The 14,378-nt window shown below is 49.2% G+C and carries 13 protein-coding genes and 2 pseudogenes; 11 read left to right on the forward strand and 4 right to left on the reverse strand.

Translation table 11 applies throughout. The features are described 5' to 3' along the window. Window positions 1–5 precede the first annotated feature (5 nt). Together O3W44_RS13540 and O3W44_RS13545 are read right to left on the reverse strand one after the other, a co-directional pair. Window positions 6–817: pseudogene (locus tag O3W44_RS13540) on the reverse strand (lysostaphin resistance A-like protein). Window positions 818–922: 105 nt separating this feature from the next. Beyond that, window positions 923–1,765, reverse strand: coding sequence for a 23S rRNA (adenine(2030)-N(6))-methyltransferase RlmJ (locus O3W44_RS13545; protein WP_269293472.1), 843 nt, complete (start codon window positions 1,763–1,765; stop codon window positions 923–925). A 419-nt stretch (window positions 1,766–2,184) separates the two neighbouring features. Between O3W44_RS13545 and tssD the strand changes: the two are divergent. The 3 genes and pseudogenes from tssD to rsmJ form a co-directional block, all read left to right on the forward strand. Further along, window positions 2,185–2,657: pseudogene (gene tssD, locus O3W44_RS13550) on the forward strand (type VI secretion system tube protein TssD); the annotation flags it as partial. Between the two features lie 468 nt (window positions 2,658–3,125). Beyond that, a complete protein-coding gene (gene prlC, locus O3W44_RS13555; RefSeq protein ID WP_269293473.1) occupies window positions 3,126–5,168 on the forward strand; it encodes an oligopeptidase A in 2,043 nt (680 codons plus the stop codon). 8 nt (window positions 5,169–5,176) lie between these two features. Further along, window positions 5,177–5,932: a 16S rRNA (guanine(1516)-N(2))-methyltransferase RsmJ gene (rsmJ, locus tag O3W44_RS13560; protein WP_269293474.1), complete on the forward strand. Its 756-nt coding sequence runs from the start codon at window positions 5,177–5,179 to the stop codon at window positions 5,930–5,932. A gap of 44 nt (window positions 5,933–5,976) precedes the next feature. Here rsmJ and uspA read toward each other — a convergent pair whose 3' ends face one another. Continuing rightward, on the reverse strand, window positions 5,977–6,414 hold the full coding sequence (uspA, locus tag O3W44_RS13565) for a universal stress protein UspA (RefSeq protein WP_269293476.1): 438 nt from the start codon (window positions 6,412–6,414) through the stop codon (window positions 5,977–5,979). Window positions 6,415–6,829: 415 nt separating this feature from the next. Here uspA and uspB point away from each other — a divergent pair, with 415 nt between their 5' ends. Continuing rightward, the gene (gene uspB, locus O3W44_RS13570) at window positions 6,830–7,165 is read left to right on the forward strand and encodes a universal stress protein UspB (protein WP_269293478.1); all 336 of its coding nucleotides are present in this window, start codon (window positions 6,830–6,832) and stop codon (window positions 7,163–7,165) included. 29 nt (window positions 7,166–7,194) lie between these two features. On the opposite strand, the gene pitA is transcribed toward uspB, so the two are convergent. Next, window positions 7,195–8,694 (reverse strand): inorganic phosphate transporter PitA, encoded by a 1,500-nt coding sequence (gene pitA, locus O3W44_RS13575; RefSeq protein ID WP_269294439.1) that lies wholly within the window; start codon window positions 8,692–8,694, stop codon window positions 7,195–7,197. Window positions 8,695–8,937: 243 nt separating this feature from the next. Between pitA and O3W44_RS13580 the strand changes: the two genes are divergently transcribed. From O3W44_RS13580 to O3W44_RS13610, 7 genes are all read left to right on the forward strand, one after another. Then, the gene (locus tag O3W44_RS13580; protein ID WP_269293479.1) at window positions 8,938–10,122 is read left to right on the forward strand and encodes an NAD(P)/FAD-dependent oxidoreductase; all 1,185 of its coding nucleotides are present in this window, start codon (window positions 8,938–8,940) and stop codon (window positions 10,120–10,122) included. A 339-nt stretch (window positions 10,123–10,461) separates the two neighbouring features. Further along, window positions 10,462–10,812, forward strand: coding sequence for a hypothetical protein (locus O3W44_RS13585; RefSeq protein ID WP_269293480.1), 351 nt, complete (start codon window positions 10,462–10,464; stop codon window positions 10,810–10,812). Between the two features lie 42 nt (window positions 10,813–10,854). Beyond that, window positions 10,855–11,061 (forward strand): hypothetical protein, encoded by a 207-nt coding sequence (locus O3W44_RS13590; protein ID WP_269293481.1) that lies wholly within the window; start codon window positions 10,855–10,857, stop codon window positions 11,059–11,061. A gap of 203 nt (window positions 11,062–11,264) precedes the next feature. After that, entirely contained in the window at window positions 11,265–11,462 is a 198-nt protein-coding gene (locus O3W44_RS13595; protein ID WP_269293482.1) for a hypothetical protein, read from the forward strand. 1 nt (window position 11,463) lies between these two features. Then, the gene (locus O3W44_RS13600; RefSeq protein ID WP_269293483.1) at window positions 11,464–12,246 is read left to right on the forward strand and encodes a hypothetical protein; all 783 of its coding nucleotides are present in this window, start codon (window positions 11,464–11,466) and stop codon (window positions 12,244–12,246) included. Between the two features lie 677 nt (window positions 12,247–12,923). Beyond that, window positions 12,924–13,139, forward strand: coding sequence for a hypothetical protein (locus tag O3W44_RS13605; protein ID WP_269293484.1), 216 nt, complete (start codon window positions 12,924–12,926; stop codon window positions 13,137–13,139). Window positions 13,140–13,352: 213 nt separating this feature from the next. Beyond that, a complete protein-coding gene (locus tag O3W44_RS13610) occupies window positions 13,353–14,372 on the forward strand; it encodes an alpha/beta fold hydrolase (protein WP_269293485.1) in 1,020 nt (339 codons plus the stop codon). Window positions 14,373–14,378: the final 6 nt, after the last annotated feature.

Genomic DNA, 14,378 nt, shown 5'->3' on the forward strand with positions numbered 1-14,378 from the left:
GCCAGTCAGTGCTGAAGCGCGGGATAGGTGAAAAACAGCAGATGCATCATATTAAAGGTGAAATGTACACCGGTGGCGACCCATAATCGTCCACTCCAGTGCCAGGCGAGGCCGTAAATTACGCCAGCCAGCGTGGCAAAAATCACCAGCAGTGCGCCACCTGAAAAGTGCGCCAGGCCAAACAGCAGTGACGTCAGCAGTAACGCTTTGCTGCCACCTGCCCACTGGCGCAAACGATGCTGAACGTAGCCACGAAAAAGGCTTCTTCCGCCAGGCAGACGAAAAACAGATTGGCCAGCATGAAGGTGCCGATCCAGTCGGGGAAATGTGTTTCAAGCCCCAGTCCACCCAGCAGAACGGCGAGAAAAAGCAGCAGCGGCATCGCTGCAAACAGGCCAACCCATGACAAATAATGACGCGGTGGAAAAGCAGCGGTTTTAAACAGCGTCGGCATGCAGGCCAGCAGCAAAAAAGGGATCAATGCCTTATCGAAATTAAAATAGAAAGAGAAAGGCAGACTTTGCGGGCCTGCTTTTACTGCCTGGATTTGCGGTGGATTATGAAAGCCGGGAAAGACGTGTAAAAACAGGCCAATTGATGCTGTAACCAGCAGCAATTCTGTTATTTCTTTTACCCACCGGTTTGCATCAATATATCTTCGCAGCGCGGCAAGAGCAGCCAGCGCAAGAAGCAGCGTCACGGCAGGCCAGGTCACAACACCCTGATACAGGGCAAGCAGGGTGGAAAGCAGCAGCAGAAATAATGCGACACGCTGGCGCGGCAGTATAGCCAGCGCGCCAGCCAGTATTATCCACATGGTAAACATCCTTTTTTACCCGCAGCCCAGCGCCGCGACAGCTAAATCTATGGCGAGAGTGCATCCTCAGGCAAGCGTAAAGGACGCACTTTGCGAGGCCGCTCGTTATTCCGCAACGATCTGCGTGACGCTGAAGTGCCCGGTTCCGGCTGGAACCAGCTTTTGATGCAGCCACGGCAGGAGAGTCTCCATTTGCTGCGCCAGCTTCCACGGCGGGTTGATGACAATCATGCCAGAGGCGGTCATGCCGCGCTGATCGCTGTCAGGACGTGTAGCCAGTTCAATTTGAAGAATATTGCGAATGCCGGTCGCTTCAAGGTCGCGCAGCATATGTTTAATCTGCTGACGTAATACCACCGGATACCACAAAGCGAACACACCAGTACTAAAACGTTTGTGACCTTCCTGAATGCCTTTCACTACTGCCTGATAATCGCTTTTCATCTCGTAAGGCGGATCGATCAGAATCAGACCGCGACGCGACGGTGGCGGCAGTTTTGCTTTTAACTGCTGATAACCATCGGCGCGATCAACCCGTGCTCGTTTGTCTTTGCTGAACTCATTGCGCAGCAGCGGATAATCGCTGGAGTGCAATTCAGTGAGTTGCAGTTTGTCATCTTCGCGCAGCAAATGACGCGCAATCAGCGGCGAACCGGGATAATAGCGCAGCGTGTTATTGCGATTGAGCGCATGAATCGCATCAAAGTAGGGGTGCAGTAATTCTGGTGCATCCGGCTGCTGCCAGATGCGTGCGATGCCTTCCAGATATTCGCCGGTACGTTCAGCGTGCTCACCGCTCAGTTGATAACGTCCCGCACCTGCGTGAGTATCAAGGTAGAAGAACGGTTTTTCTTTCTCTTTCAGCGCAGTGATGATCAGGCTTTGAACAGTGTGTTTCAGCACGTCGGCGTGGTTGCCGGCATGAAAGCTGTGGCGATAGCTGAGCATATTTCTTTATCCTGTTGAATTTATAAGGTTTTAATTGATTAAAATCAATAAATTACAATTATTACCCCACGTATTAACCCACAGAACGGCGCACAGCAACGGATGCAGGAAAAGCATGAGAACCTTGAAAGGTGGTGGATTATATCAGGGATAACTGCCCGATGGACGGAGAAAGCATAAGATCAGATTGTTGTTTTTGCGCGTTTATCTTTTTACCCGTAACCGTTACGTGCAATCTTTTGAAAAATAAAATAAATCGCCTGACAACGAAGGCAAAAAGCACCAATAAGATGCGTCTCACAAAACGTCTTTTTGTCTCCGTTAAACACATTCACAGATGACTTAAGTCAAATTTACAGCACCTCTTCAACCCTGCAGTGGCTGCTCTTTTCACCAGCAATAACAACAGGGAATCATTCATGACCATTCCGGCTTATTTATGGCTTAAGGATGATGGCCAGGCCGATATCAAAGACAGTGTGAATATCAAAGCCAGAAAAGAGAGTATTGAACTTCTCAGTTTTATGCACGGTTTAAATATTCCTACGGACAGCCACACCGGCAAATTAACCGGAACGCGCATTCACAGCGAGATGGAATTTGAAAAAGAATTTGATTCCTCCAGTCCTTATTTTTACAAAGCCGTAGCCACGGGGCAGACACTAAAAAGCGCCGAAATAGAATGGTATCGCATTCATTATTCCGGACAGGAAGAGGGATATTTCAATATGCAGCCTGTAGGGGTAAAGTCGTTTCGATTAACCCAATCATGCACAATGTTACGTCTGTGGAGAATATGAATCATCTCTAATCGGTAATGTTAAGGTATGAGAAAATCGCCTGGAAATATTGCGATGGTAATATTCAGTTTACTGATTCATGGAAAACCAGAACATTAAGAGGCTATGGTGCAGGAGTGCGTCATTTATTAACGCAAGGAGAGATGCAATGGCCTGGGTTTATAATGTCAGAACGCTATCGTTTACGCTTAATGGTGTATATCAGTTTGATGAAAACAATCTGTTTACATGCAAATCCCATGAATATCATTGTGCGGTTTGATTATGTTAATAAAGAGAACAAGCATAATATTACACTTGCATCATTAGTCGTTAGTGAAGCGGAGTGTTCAATAAGCTTCAATGGCTACATTATCGTCAAGCGCGAGTTTTAGCCTCATGCCTGTACGGGGTGCGTCCCGCCGTGGAAATCTTCACGATTTCATCCCTTCTCATCGCTATGCGACCGTTTCTTCCGCACTCATCCCGGCTGCCATTGATTTTCGCTACACTTAGCCGCATGTTAATACGATTGCATTGCGCGACCTGTCGCGCCTCATACATTGATAAAGGACTGCGCTATGACCAATCCGCTTCTTACATCTTTTACTCTTCCGCCTTTTTCCGCTATCCAACCTGAACATGTTGTTCCTGCCGTGACTGAGGTATTGAATGACTGTCGTGCCATGGTGGAGAAAGTGGTGGCGCAGGGCGCACCTTACACCTGGGATAATTTAGTGCAGCCTCTGGCGGAAACTGATGATCGTCTGGGTCGCATTTTCTCACCGGTAAGTCACCTTAATTCGGTAAAAAACAGCCCGGAACTGCGTCAGGCTTATGAGCAAACGCTGCCGCTGCTGTCTGAGTACAGCACCTGGGTGGGCCAGCATGAGGGGTTGTATCAGGCGTATCGCAACCTGAAAGAGGGTGAGCATTACGCGGCGCTGGATTTAGCACAAAAAAAAGCCGTCGATAATGCGCTGCGTGATTTTGAGCTGTCGGGCATTGGCCTGACGAAAGAGAAACAGACGCGCTATGGCGAAATCGCTGCGCGTCTCTCTGAGCTGGGTTCCACTTACAGTAATAATGTGCTCGACGCCACTATGGGCTGGAGCAAGCTCATCACCGACGAAAGCGAGCTGGCAGGTATGCCAGAGAGCGCAATGGCGGCAGCTAAAGCGCAGGCTGAAGCCAAAGAGCAGGAAGGCTGGCTGTTGACGCTGGATATTCCAAGCTACCTGCCGGTGATGACGTATTGCGACAATGCCGCGTTGCGCGAAGAAATGTATCGCGCTTACTCAACACGTGCTTCCGATCAGGGTCCGAATGCCGGTAAATGGGATAACAGCCCAGTGATGGCAGAAGTGCTGGCGCTGCGTCATGAGCTGGCGCAACTGTTGGGCTTTGATTCCTATGCCGACAAATCACTGGCCACTAAAATGGCAGAAAACCCGTCTCAGGTTATCGATTTCCTCAATGATTTGGCTAAACGCGCCCGTCCACAGGGCGAGAAAGAGCTGGCACAGCTGCGCGCTTTTGCAAAGCAAGAGCACGGCGTAGACAACCTGAATCCGTGGGATCTGACCTACTACGGTGAGAAACAGAAGCAGCATCTTTATACCATCAGTGATGAACAGCTGCGTCCCTATTTTCCTGAATCACGCGCCGTTGCTGGCTTGTTTGAAGTGGTGAAGCGCATTTACGGCATCACCGCTAAAGAGCGTACCGATGTCGAGGTTTATCATCCGGATGTGCGCTTCTTCGATCTGTTCGATGAAACCGGCGAGCTGCGCGGTAGCTTCTATCTCGACCTCTACGCGCGTGAAAACAAGCGCGGCGGGGCGTGGATGGATGATTGCGTCGGTCAGATGCGTAAAGCTGACGGCAGCCTGCAAAAGCCAGTGGCGTATCTCACCTGTAACTTTAACCGTCCGGTGAAAGGCAAACCGGCTCTGTTTACCCATGATGAGGTCATTACGCTGTTTCATGAGTTTGGTCATGGCCTGCACCATATGCTGACGCGCGTGGAAACCCCAGGCGTGGCGGGAATTAGCGGTGTGCCGTGGGATGCCGTCGAGCTGCCTAGCCAGTTTATGGAAAACTGGTGCTGGGAGCCGGATGCACTGGCGTTTATTTCGGGACATTATGAAACCGGTGAACCGCTGCCGAAAGAGCTGCTGGATAAAATGCTGGCGGCGAAAAATTATCAGGCAGCACTGTTTATTCTGCGTCAGCTGGAGTTTGGCCTGTTCGACTTCCGCCTGCATACCGAATTTAAGCCGGAAAAAGGCGCACAAATTCTCGACACGTTGCGTGAAGTGAAAAGCCAGGTCGCCGTGGTGCCAGGCCCGGAATGGGGCCGTTTCCCTCATGCCTTTAGCCATATTTTTGCTGGCGGATATGCAGCGGGATATTACAGCTACCTGTGGGCAGACGTGCTGGCTGCGGATGCTTATTCGCGCTTTGAAGAAGAGGGTATTTTCAATCGCGAAACCGGGCAGTCATTCCTGGACAACATCCTGACGCGCGGCGGCTCGGAAGAGCCAATGGAGCTGTTTAAACGCTTCCGAGGTCGTGAACCTCAGCTGGATGCGATGCTGGAACACTACGGCATTCAGGGATAAAGCGTTACGTGAAAATCTGTTTGCTCGATGAAACAGGCGCCGGGGACGGCGCCTTATCGCGTTTAGCGCAGCGTTGGCAGTTAGAGCATGACGACGATGCTGCGCTGGCGCTGGTACAGACGCCAACCCATCTGGAATTACGCAAGCGTGATGAACCAAAACTGGGCGGCATTTTTGTGGATTTTGTTTCAGGCGCGATGGCGCACCGTCGGCGTTTTGGCGGCGGACGCGGCGAAGCGGTTGCAAAAGCGGTAGGCATCAAAGGCAGTTATTTGCCGGATGTGATTGATGCCACCGCAGGTCTGGGACGTGATGCCTTTGTATTAGCAGCACTGGGCTGCCGGGTGCGCATGCTGGAGCGCCATCCCGTGGTTGCGGCACTGCTGGAAGATGGTTTACAGCGTGGCTATCAGGATGCTGAGATTGGTGGCTGGCTGCGCGAGCGACTGACCTTAATCCATGCCGCCAGTGCGCAGGCGCTAAATGATATTACGCCCGCACCGGATGTGGTGTATCTCGACCCGATGTATCCGCACCGCCAGAAAAGTGCGATGGTAAAAAAGGAGATGCGGGTTTTTCAGTCGCTGGTCGGTGCCGATGAAGACGCTGACGCGCTACTGGAACCGGCTCGTCGTCTGGCGAAAAAGCGTATTGTGGTGAAGCGCCCTGATTACGCGCCACCGCTGGCAGGTGTGGTAACACAATCCGCGGTGGTGACGAAAAGTCATCGCTTTGATATCTATACGCCCTTAGCGAATGAATAATAAAAAAGCCGGTTTACACCGGCTTTTTTACAGGCAAAGCATCACTATTCATCTTCATCATCGCGCAGCGGCACAATCAGCATGTCGATATGTACGGTGTTAATCAACTGGCGCGCTGACGACATCAGCTTGCTCCAGAAATCCTGATGATGACCGCAGACCACCATATCTACATCATACTTTTTAATCGCATCAACCAACACCTGAGCCAGATCACCGCTGCCACTCAGGGTTTCGCTGATGGGATAGCCTGCCGAATCTGACAGGTCTTTCAGTGCCTGATGGGTTTCATGCGAAATACGCTTCTGCATATCGCCAAGATTAACATCAATCAGACCGGTGTAGAGGTCGGAGTAATTCACATCAACGTGAATCAAAGAGATTTTGGCATCGTAAGGACGTGCCAGCGAAACGGCTTTATCCACCAGTAACTGGCTTTCTGGGGAAAGGTCTACTGCAATCAGGATATGTTTATAAGCCATGATATAACTCCTTTCACAAGATTCAGGATGGCAACCAGTCTTCCTGCCGCGTCACAGCTTAGCGTAATCCTTTGCGCGAACGGGCGATGAGCACCACCAAACTATTTAGCAGATGTCATGTTGTTATACCTCAGAGTATAGCTGCCAATGTAAACAAATGCTTCTGTCACCGCTACGGTTGTGAATCAGATCAAAGGCGAGCAATTTTTGCTCGCGCCGAACGAAAATCATCGCTGGAAAAAAATGAAACATTTCTCCTACACTGAAAAGACGGTCATTTACGCATGGCTCTGACCGCCCAGGCTTGTCAAAACAAAATCGCCGTCTGGTTCATTCAGTGGTTGGGAATTTCTGTGGAGCGTTTACAGCGTTACGCTGCTGCATTCGTCTCTGCCGCTCCAACTGGGAGGGGAACATGATTAGCACTATCGCGCTTTTTTGGGCTCTGTGTGTGGTTTGTATTGTGAATATGGCGCGCTATTTCTCTTCTCTGCGCGCATTGTTAGCGGTACTACGTGGTTGCGATCCGCTGCTGTATCAGTACGTTGATGGCGCGGGTTTTTTCACTTCTCATGGACAGCCAAGCAAGCAGGTGCGGCTGGTGCGCTATATCTGGGCAAAACGTTATCTTGATCATCATGACGACGAGTTTATTCGTCGCTGTGAGCGGGTACGTGGTCAGTTTATTTTGACCAGTGCACTGTGCGGGTTAGTGGTGATTAGCCTGATTGCGATGGCTATCTGGCATTAAAAAGGGCGACTAATGTCGCCCTTGATAAATTACACCAGTTTTAGCGCAATCCAGTACAGCGAACCTGAAAGTACGATACACACCGGCAGAGTAAATACCCATGCCATAGCAATGTTCTTAATGGTTCGCCTCTGTAATCCGCCGCCGTCTACCAGCATCGTACCGGCGACAGAAGAGGAGAGGATATGCGTGGTAGAAACCGGCATGCCGGTATAGCTGGCAATACCAATTGACAACGCAGCGGTAACCTGTGCGGACATACCCTGCGCATAGGTCATGCCCTTCTTACCGATTTTTTCACCGATAGTGGTTGCAACACGACGCCAGCCAATCATGGTGCCGGTGCCCAGTGCTAACGCAACCGCCACGATAATCCAGACAGGCGCATACTCAATAGTGCCTAACAAATCGCCTTTCAGCTTGTTGAGGAAGCGTTTGTCATCCGGGCTGGTTTCCGGCAGCTTGGCTGCTTTGTCGGCGGTATCAGAGATACACAACAGCAAGCGGCGCATCTGGCTACGCTGATCAACAGACAGTTGATCATAGCTTTGTAGATTATTCAGCAAGCCTTGTGCACGCTGAACAGCCTGTAATGCCCGGGCACTATCGCAATGGAACTCATGCGGACCTGACGGCACCTCTTCCGGTGTCGGCAGCGCAGGCGGCGCCATTTGAACAACATGCGTCAGCGATTGATTGTGTTGCTGATAATATTGCTCAAGATGATTAACCGCATCGCGGGTACGTGTAATGTCGTAACCGGATGAATTCATATTCACCACGAAACCTGCTGGTGCAACGCCAATCAGAACCAGCATGATCAGGCCAATACCTTTCTGACCATCGTTTGCGCCGTGCGAATAACTCACCCCAATAGCGGAGATAATTAACGCAGTGCGCGTCCAGAACGGCGGCTTTTTCTTGCCATCGATCTTCTCACGGTCAGCAGGCGTCATATGAATACGTGCACGTTTTTTCGTACCGCTCCAGTAACGGCGCAGGATAAAAATCAACCCACCCGCAATCAGCAGGCCGACAATCGGCGACAGAATCAATGACAGAAAAATGTTAATGACTTTCGGAATGTTAAGCGCATCAACGACTGACGTGCCATTCATTAATGCGTTGGTAAGACCGATACCGATAATCGCGCCGATCAGGGTATGGGAGCTGGAGGCCGGTAACCCTAAATACCAGGTACCGAGGTTCCAGATGATCGCCGCCAGTAGCATAGAAAACACCATGGCGAGACCGTGAGCCGATCCGACATTTAACAACAAGTCGGTGGGAAGCATGTGAACAATGGCATAAGCAACACTCAAACCACCGAGCAGTACACCAAAGAAGTTGAATACGCCGGCCATAACCACAGCAAGCTGGGCGCGCATGGCACGAGTATAAATGACCGTCGCAACTGCGTTGGCCGTGTCGTGGAAGCCGTTGATTGCTTCATAAAACAATACAAACAGCAGGGCAAGAACCAATAACAGGCCGGTACTAAGATCCAGGCCAGCAAACAGATGTAGCATAAACGTTACGCCATTTTGGGAGGACATGAACGCGGCGCATTATCCGCGACAACGTGCTGTATGGGAAAGGAAAATATAGCCTTAATTTGTCGTAAACCTGTAATTCACCGGGTGTGGAAAGACAAAAAGGTTTAAAAATTAATCATTTACAATATGACACATTTGCGGCATTTTTTTGACACTGGCGTCTGTATGAGCAGATCACTACAATCAGCGCCTTTCAGGTAAAGCGGGTAATTAGCAGTGGAACAGTTTGACGTTATCATTATTGGCGCGGGTGCCGCAGGGCTGTTTTGTGCCGCACAGGCAGGCCTTCGCAGCCGCCGCGTGCTGTTACTGGATAACGGCAAAAAACCAGGCCGGAAAATCTTGATGTCAGGCGGTGGCCGCTGCAATTTCACTAATCTTTATACAGATGCCTCAGCTTATCTGTCGCATAACCCGCACTTTTGTAAATCTGCACTGGCGCGTTATACCCAATGGGATTTCATTGATGCGGTCAATAAGCATGGCATTGCCTGGCACGAAAAGACGCTTGGCCAACTCTTTTGTGATGATTCAGCGCAGCAAATCGTCGACCTGCTGATGAAAGAGTGTGAAAAAGGGCAGGTGACGCTGCGCCTGCGTACTGAGGTGCTGAGCGTAAGCCGCGACGATGCGGGCTATACGCTGCAACTTAATGGCGCAACCGTCCGGGCCGAAAAACTGGTGATTGCCAGCGGCGGTTTATCAATGCCGGGTCTGGGTGCCTCGCCGTTCGGTTATAAGATTGCCGAACAGTTTGGTCTCAGGGTGTTTCCAACCCGCGCTGCGCTGGTGCCGTTTACGCTACACAAACCTTTACTGGAGCAGCTTCAGACGCTTTCAGGTGTCGCCCTCGATACCTCTATTGAAGCGCAGGATGGCACACTCTTTAAAGAGGCGATGCTGTTCACCCATCGTGGTTTATCAGGCCCGGCCGTGCTGCAAATTTCCAGCTACTGGCAGCCTGGCGAATTCGTTACCATCAATTTATCGCCCGCCAATGACCTGGATGGCTTTATCAATGTGCAGCGCGAAACCCATCCTAATCTCAGCCTGAAAAACAGCCTGGCAAAGTTGCTGCCTAAGCGGCTGGTAGAAATTCTGCAAGAGATGAAGGTGGTGCCGGATGTCAGTCTGAAGCAGCTCAACAGTAAACAACAGGCTGAACTGGTGAAAACGCTGCATCAGTGGCGTGTACAGCCAAACGGCACGGAAGGTTATCGCACTGCTGAAGTCACCCTGGGAGGGGTTGATACCACCCAGCTTTCCTCCAAAACCATGGAGGCGCGTGATGTGCCTGGACTCTACTTTATTGGCGAAGTGGTGGACGTAACGGGTTGGTTAGGCGGTTATAACTTTCAGTGGGCCTGGAGTTCAGCCTGGGCGTGTGCGCAGGCACTGTAGCGATCAAGATAAAACAGAGAAGGGTTAACTTAATACAGCAAAGAAAACCCTTTTCTTTTCCTAATTAATCAATAATCGCGCGCTAAATTAATTAATCTTATTTTTCTGCGCTGATTTTTATTTCCTGCGTTACAGTAAGCCCCTGATTTAGTAGTGTGTTTTTTATTTTTGATTAGCGACTTCATGATAATGTTTTCAACTCGCCAGTAGGCTTTTGCCTACGAAAGTGTGTATTAATACAATTACGTGTTAAGTGTTTTACTATTTATTTTCCTTTTTGTTGCCGATAATATTTTTCCTGCCCTCTCCCATGAGAGACGACATAAATAAGGAAATATTATGCGTTTATTGACGAATGAAGAAATCGAACAGATATCTGGTGCAGGGAATTATGCTGATAAGCATGGGCCAGGCAGCGGTAACAATCGTGGTGGCGGTCGCTCAAATGGTAAAAGCGGTAACCCACGTTACAACGATCCAAATGTAGCAAATTGTAATAATGGCATTTTGGGTGGCGTTGTTTCTGGACTATTAGGAGGATTGCCTGGGGTAGCTTTAGGAATAGTGGGAGGTGCTATATCGGGAGGGTGCTTTAAAGGAGGAGGTTCTCCAAACACATCTTCTTCTGCCTGCAATGGCAGTAACAATAGCAGCGCCGGTGGTAATTACGGTGGACAATGTTCGCGTTAAAGCAGCGTATCCCGACATCCTGTCGGGATCTGTGGAGGTGCTATGAAGATTATTAAGTATATAACGATTTTTATCAGCACCCTTCTTGGGGCATCACTGCTTAAAGGGGCGGGGGTAGGTTATGACAGTTGGTACGCGGCACCAGCAGGCCTTTCAAAACTGCTTATTATCATATTAACGCTCTTAGCATTGACAAAAATTTCACTTTACCTGGTAGAGTTTTTTTATAATCTTTTTTACAAAAAATAGCTTTTATTGAGGCGTGGTAATTCACGTCTCAAGAAAGCTAAAAATATTTTCACGTCAAGCTGATTATTACTGGGTAATAACACAGAGATTTATATTTAAGTGGTCTAGATAATTATCTGATTTAAGAAATTTTAGTGATAATAACATGGCGGTAACGCAGTTCCGGTCACATACTTATCTTTTAAACTAAAAAAGTGACCATTATGTTTAAATACGTTCTTTCCGTTTTTGCCAGTCCAGAGAAATTTTTGCAAATCATGACCCGTAAGGACATCAATGATACGATTGCTGATGGTGAGCGCATCATCATCGACGAAGATGGTAATGCCTCGGTCAATATCCTTAGCGATGAAGTAAAGGAAGACTTTGAACGACATGTTAATGCTCTAAAAGAGGTGTGACATGGGTACAGCGATATTTATGGTGCTCATGGTCAGCGGCTATTGGTATACCAGTCGGGATCTCTCCAGTCGGTTTAAGATCCGTCGCTCCTTTGGCTGGGATGTCTATTTTCTCGTCGCGCTGTATGGCTGCATCTTCGTTTTGCAGGGCGTCTTTGCCACTGGCATTATCTGGCTGATTTTATTGGGTATATCTTCGCTGGCTAATGCCTTTCAGGAAATTCCAGGCGTTAATTTGAAATGGCAAATGGAATTCATGAACTGGAGCTTTCTTGGCATCCAGGCACCTGTGGTTGTGATGCTGGCCTTTGCGATACTTTTTTGTCTTTACCGCTCAAACTGGTCCGGCAGTGCAAGACTGAATGCGCCGGGTCGAAAAGATCTTTATCAACGGCTGTCGCGCTCAAACGGCGTCGAACAATTACTTTTTCAATGTATGGAAGAGGGTGAACTCGCCTGGATCACGCTTAAGTCACGTCGCATCTATATCGGCATGATTCATGCTGCAACCTTCGAATATGAAACGACGGCCAATATCGTTGTCATTCCGATGCTGAGCGGTTATCGCGACAGTAAAACGCTGAAGCTGGCAGTGGAGCATAATTACAGTAAATGGTATGCGGAACATGAAATTTCGCTGACATCCGAGCCGAAAAATGCAATGGCTTTTCGTAAAGTCATCATGGTCGATCAAATTGAGAGTCTGTCATTATTCGATCCGGCCAGCGCCAGTGCTTTGGAAAAAGGCGATCCGCAAGGCGTGACAAAAAGCCCGCACGCCTGACACGCAGCAGCGTTTTACTCTGTTAAAAGTCAGTGGCAGGCTGGCCAGCGTTAAGGCAAACCTCAACCTGCCCACGCCTGCGGGCCTTTTACTGCGTTAAGCCGCTTAATGTTTGGTCATTATATTAAGCGGCATAATCTGATTATGTTATGCCTGATGGGCTAAAAACATTAATTCTGCTTTATGCTTATTTGCCTGTTTTTCCTACAGTGATGTCATTCCGCTGCCGTGTGCACTGATTCGCGCATTCCCGGCGAATCCCTTTTTACGCGAAAACATTAAAAGTCATCGATCTAATTATGAAGCTTATGTTTCATTTTTATTACATTGAGTGATAATCATTTGCAGCAAATAATATTCATAATTATTTTGAATGCTTCGCTTATCTGATCGGTTCCACCACGTCCTCTGGAGAGTGCTATGAGTGACACTGCGGCCCTTACCCTGCGTATTCCCCTGCGTTAAAGGAAAAACTTAAAGCTGTTGCAGAACAGCAGCAGACAAGTCTGAGTCAGACTGTCACGACGCTGCTGGAAAGTGCGCTGAGTCAGCAGCAAAAAAGCGAGACAAATAGCAATGACAGCACTAAACAGGCGTCGTTTAAAGCAGATGCGGACGTGCCTGCGCTGTCGGCCAAAGAGATTAAAGCGTTACGTAAATTACTGAGGAAAAAGTAAATGGCATTAATCGACACTCTGACCGCGGAAGTTAGCGCAAAGGATTTGCAGCAAGCGCGTACCCTTTGTCTTTCCGGCAATTATGAACGTGTGCGCCTGACCTGGAATATCAGCAGCGACCAGTTCTTCACGCTGGCCGCCGAATTTGATGCGGAAGATAACATCCGCATGGCGCGTGATAATAAGGGCTTCTATCTGGAGCGTTATTCTGCCTGATACCTGTCAGAGCGGCTTCCTCTGCCGCTCTTAATACCGGCTTTCTGCCGTAAACCCTCTGCTTCATCCGTGCCGGAAAAAGCTGACGAGTAAACTGTCATGCGCTGACGTGGCACAGCGCCTAAAATCATCAACATAGCACAGGGTATCAATACCTTTTTCACTGCGGCGTGCCAGGCTTAAACTCCTTTTTATCGCATGGAGAAAACCAGGATGAGCCCGACACACGTGTTGAAGAAATCGCTTGGCATACTCACCTCGCTGGCTTTATTCAGCACCGCACCGGCTATCGCCGCCAATGTCTATGGCGAGCAGTTGGAAGGATTTCAGTATCCTTATACTTTGCAGCATTTTAATTTTTCCTCACAGCAACAGCCGCTCAGTATGGGCTACATGGATGTCAAACCTGCGCAAAATGCCAATGGTCAAACCGTGGTGCTGATGCACGGTAAAAACTTCTGCGGCGCGACGTGGGAAGAGACGATTCGTGCACTGAGCCAGAAAGGTTATCGTGTGATTGCGCCGGATCAGATTGGATTTTGCAGTTCAACCAAGCCGGCTAACTATCAATACACTTTTCAGCAACTGGCTGAAAATACGCATCAGCTACTGAGTCATCTGGGCGTTGAGAAAGCAATAATTATCGGCCATTCCACCGGCGGTATGTTGGCGACCCGCTATGCACTCATGTATCCGGCGCAAACGCAAAAGCTGGTATTAGCGAATCCGATTGGGCTGGAAGACTGGAAAGCCAAAGGCGCGCCCTGGCGTAGCGTTGATCAATGGTATCAACGTGAATTAAAGCTCAGCGCCGCTGGCATCAAAAAGTATGAGCAGAACACCTACTATATGGGGCGCTGGAAACCCGAATATGACAAATGGGTTGATATGCTGGCCGGGCTGAACAACGGGCCGGGCCATAAGAAGGTGGCATGGAACTCTGCCCTGATTTACGACATGATTTTTACCCAGCCGGTGTACTACGAATTTAAAGATCTTAAAGTGCCCACCACTTTGCTTATCGGTACGTCTGATACAACCGCGATCGGCAGCGATATCGCCTCACCAGAAGTGAAAGCGAAGCTGGGTGATTATAACGTGCTGGGGAAGGCGGTGGCGAAGCAGATCCCTGGCGCACGGCTGATTGAATTCCCTGGTATGGGACACGCGCCGCAAATGGAAGAGCCAGCGAAGTTTAACCAGACGCTGATTGACGATCTGGCTCGCCAGTAAAGGCAT

The organism is Pantoea sp. LMR881 (assembly GCF_027157825.1).
In the GTDB taxonomy this organism is placed as follows: domain Bacteria; phylum Pseudomonadota; class Gammaproteobacteria; order Enterobacterales; family Enterobacteriaceae; genus Pantoea; species Pantoea haifensis.

What these genes read in the sequence shown, in the direction of transcription:
- O3W44_RS13545 (WP_269293472.1), bottom strand. Translation starts at nt 1,765, where the DNA reads ATGCTCAGCTATCGCCACAGCTTTCATGCCGGCAACCACGCCGACGTG.
- prlC (WP_269293473.1), top strand. Translation starts at nt 3,126, where the DNA reads ATGACCAATCCGCTTCTTACATCTTTTACTCTTCCGCCTTTTTCCGCT.
- uspA (WP_269293476.1), bottom strand. Translation starts at nt 6,414, where the DNA reads ATGGCTTATAAACATATCCTGATTGCAGTAGACCTTTCCCCAGAAAGC.
- uspB (WP_269293478.1), top strand. Translation starts at nt 6,830, where the DNA reads ATGATTAGCACTATCGCGCTTTTTTGGGCTCTGTGTGTGGTTTGTATT.
- pitA (WP_269294439.1), bottom strand. Translation starts at nt 8,694, where the DNA reads ATGCTACATCTGTTTGCTGGCCTGGATCTTAGTACCGGCCTGTTATTG.
- O3W44_RS13585 (WP_269293480.1), top strand. Translation starts at nt 10,462, where the DNA reads ATGCGTTTATTGACGAATGAAGAAATCGAACAGATATCTGGTGCAGGG.
- O3W44_RS13590 (WP_269293481.1), top strand. Translation starts at nt 10,855, where the DNA reads ATGAAGATTATTAAGTATATAACGATTTTTATCAGCACCCTTCTTGGG.
- O3W44_RS13595 (WP_269293482.1), top strand. Translation starts at nt 11,265, where the DNA reads ATGTTTAAATACGTTCTTTCCGTTTTTGCCAGTCCAGAGAAATTTTTG.
- O3W44_RS13600 (WP_269293483.1), top strand. Translation starts at nt 11,464, where the DNA reads ATGGGTACAGCGATATTTATGGTGCTCATGGTCAGCGGCTATTGGTAT.
- O3W44_RS13605 (WP_269293484.1), top strand. Translation starts at nt 12,924, where the DNA reads ATGGCATTAATCGACACTCTGACCGCGGAAGTTAGCGCAAAGGATTTG.
- O3W44_RS13610 (WP_269293485.1), top strand. Translation starts at nt 13,353, where the DNA reads ATGAGCCCGACACACGTGTTGAAGAAATCGCTTGGCATACTCACCTCG.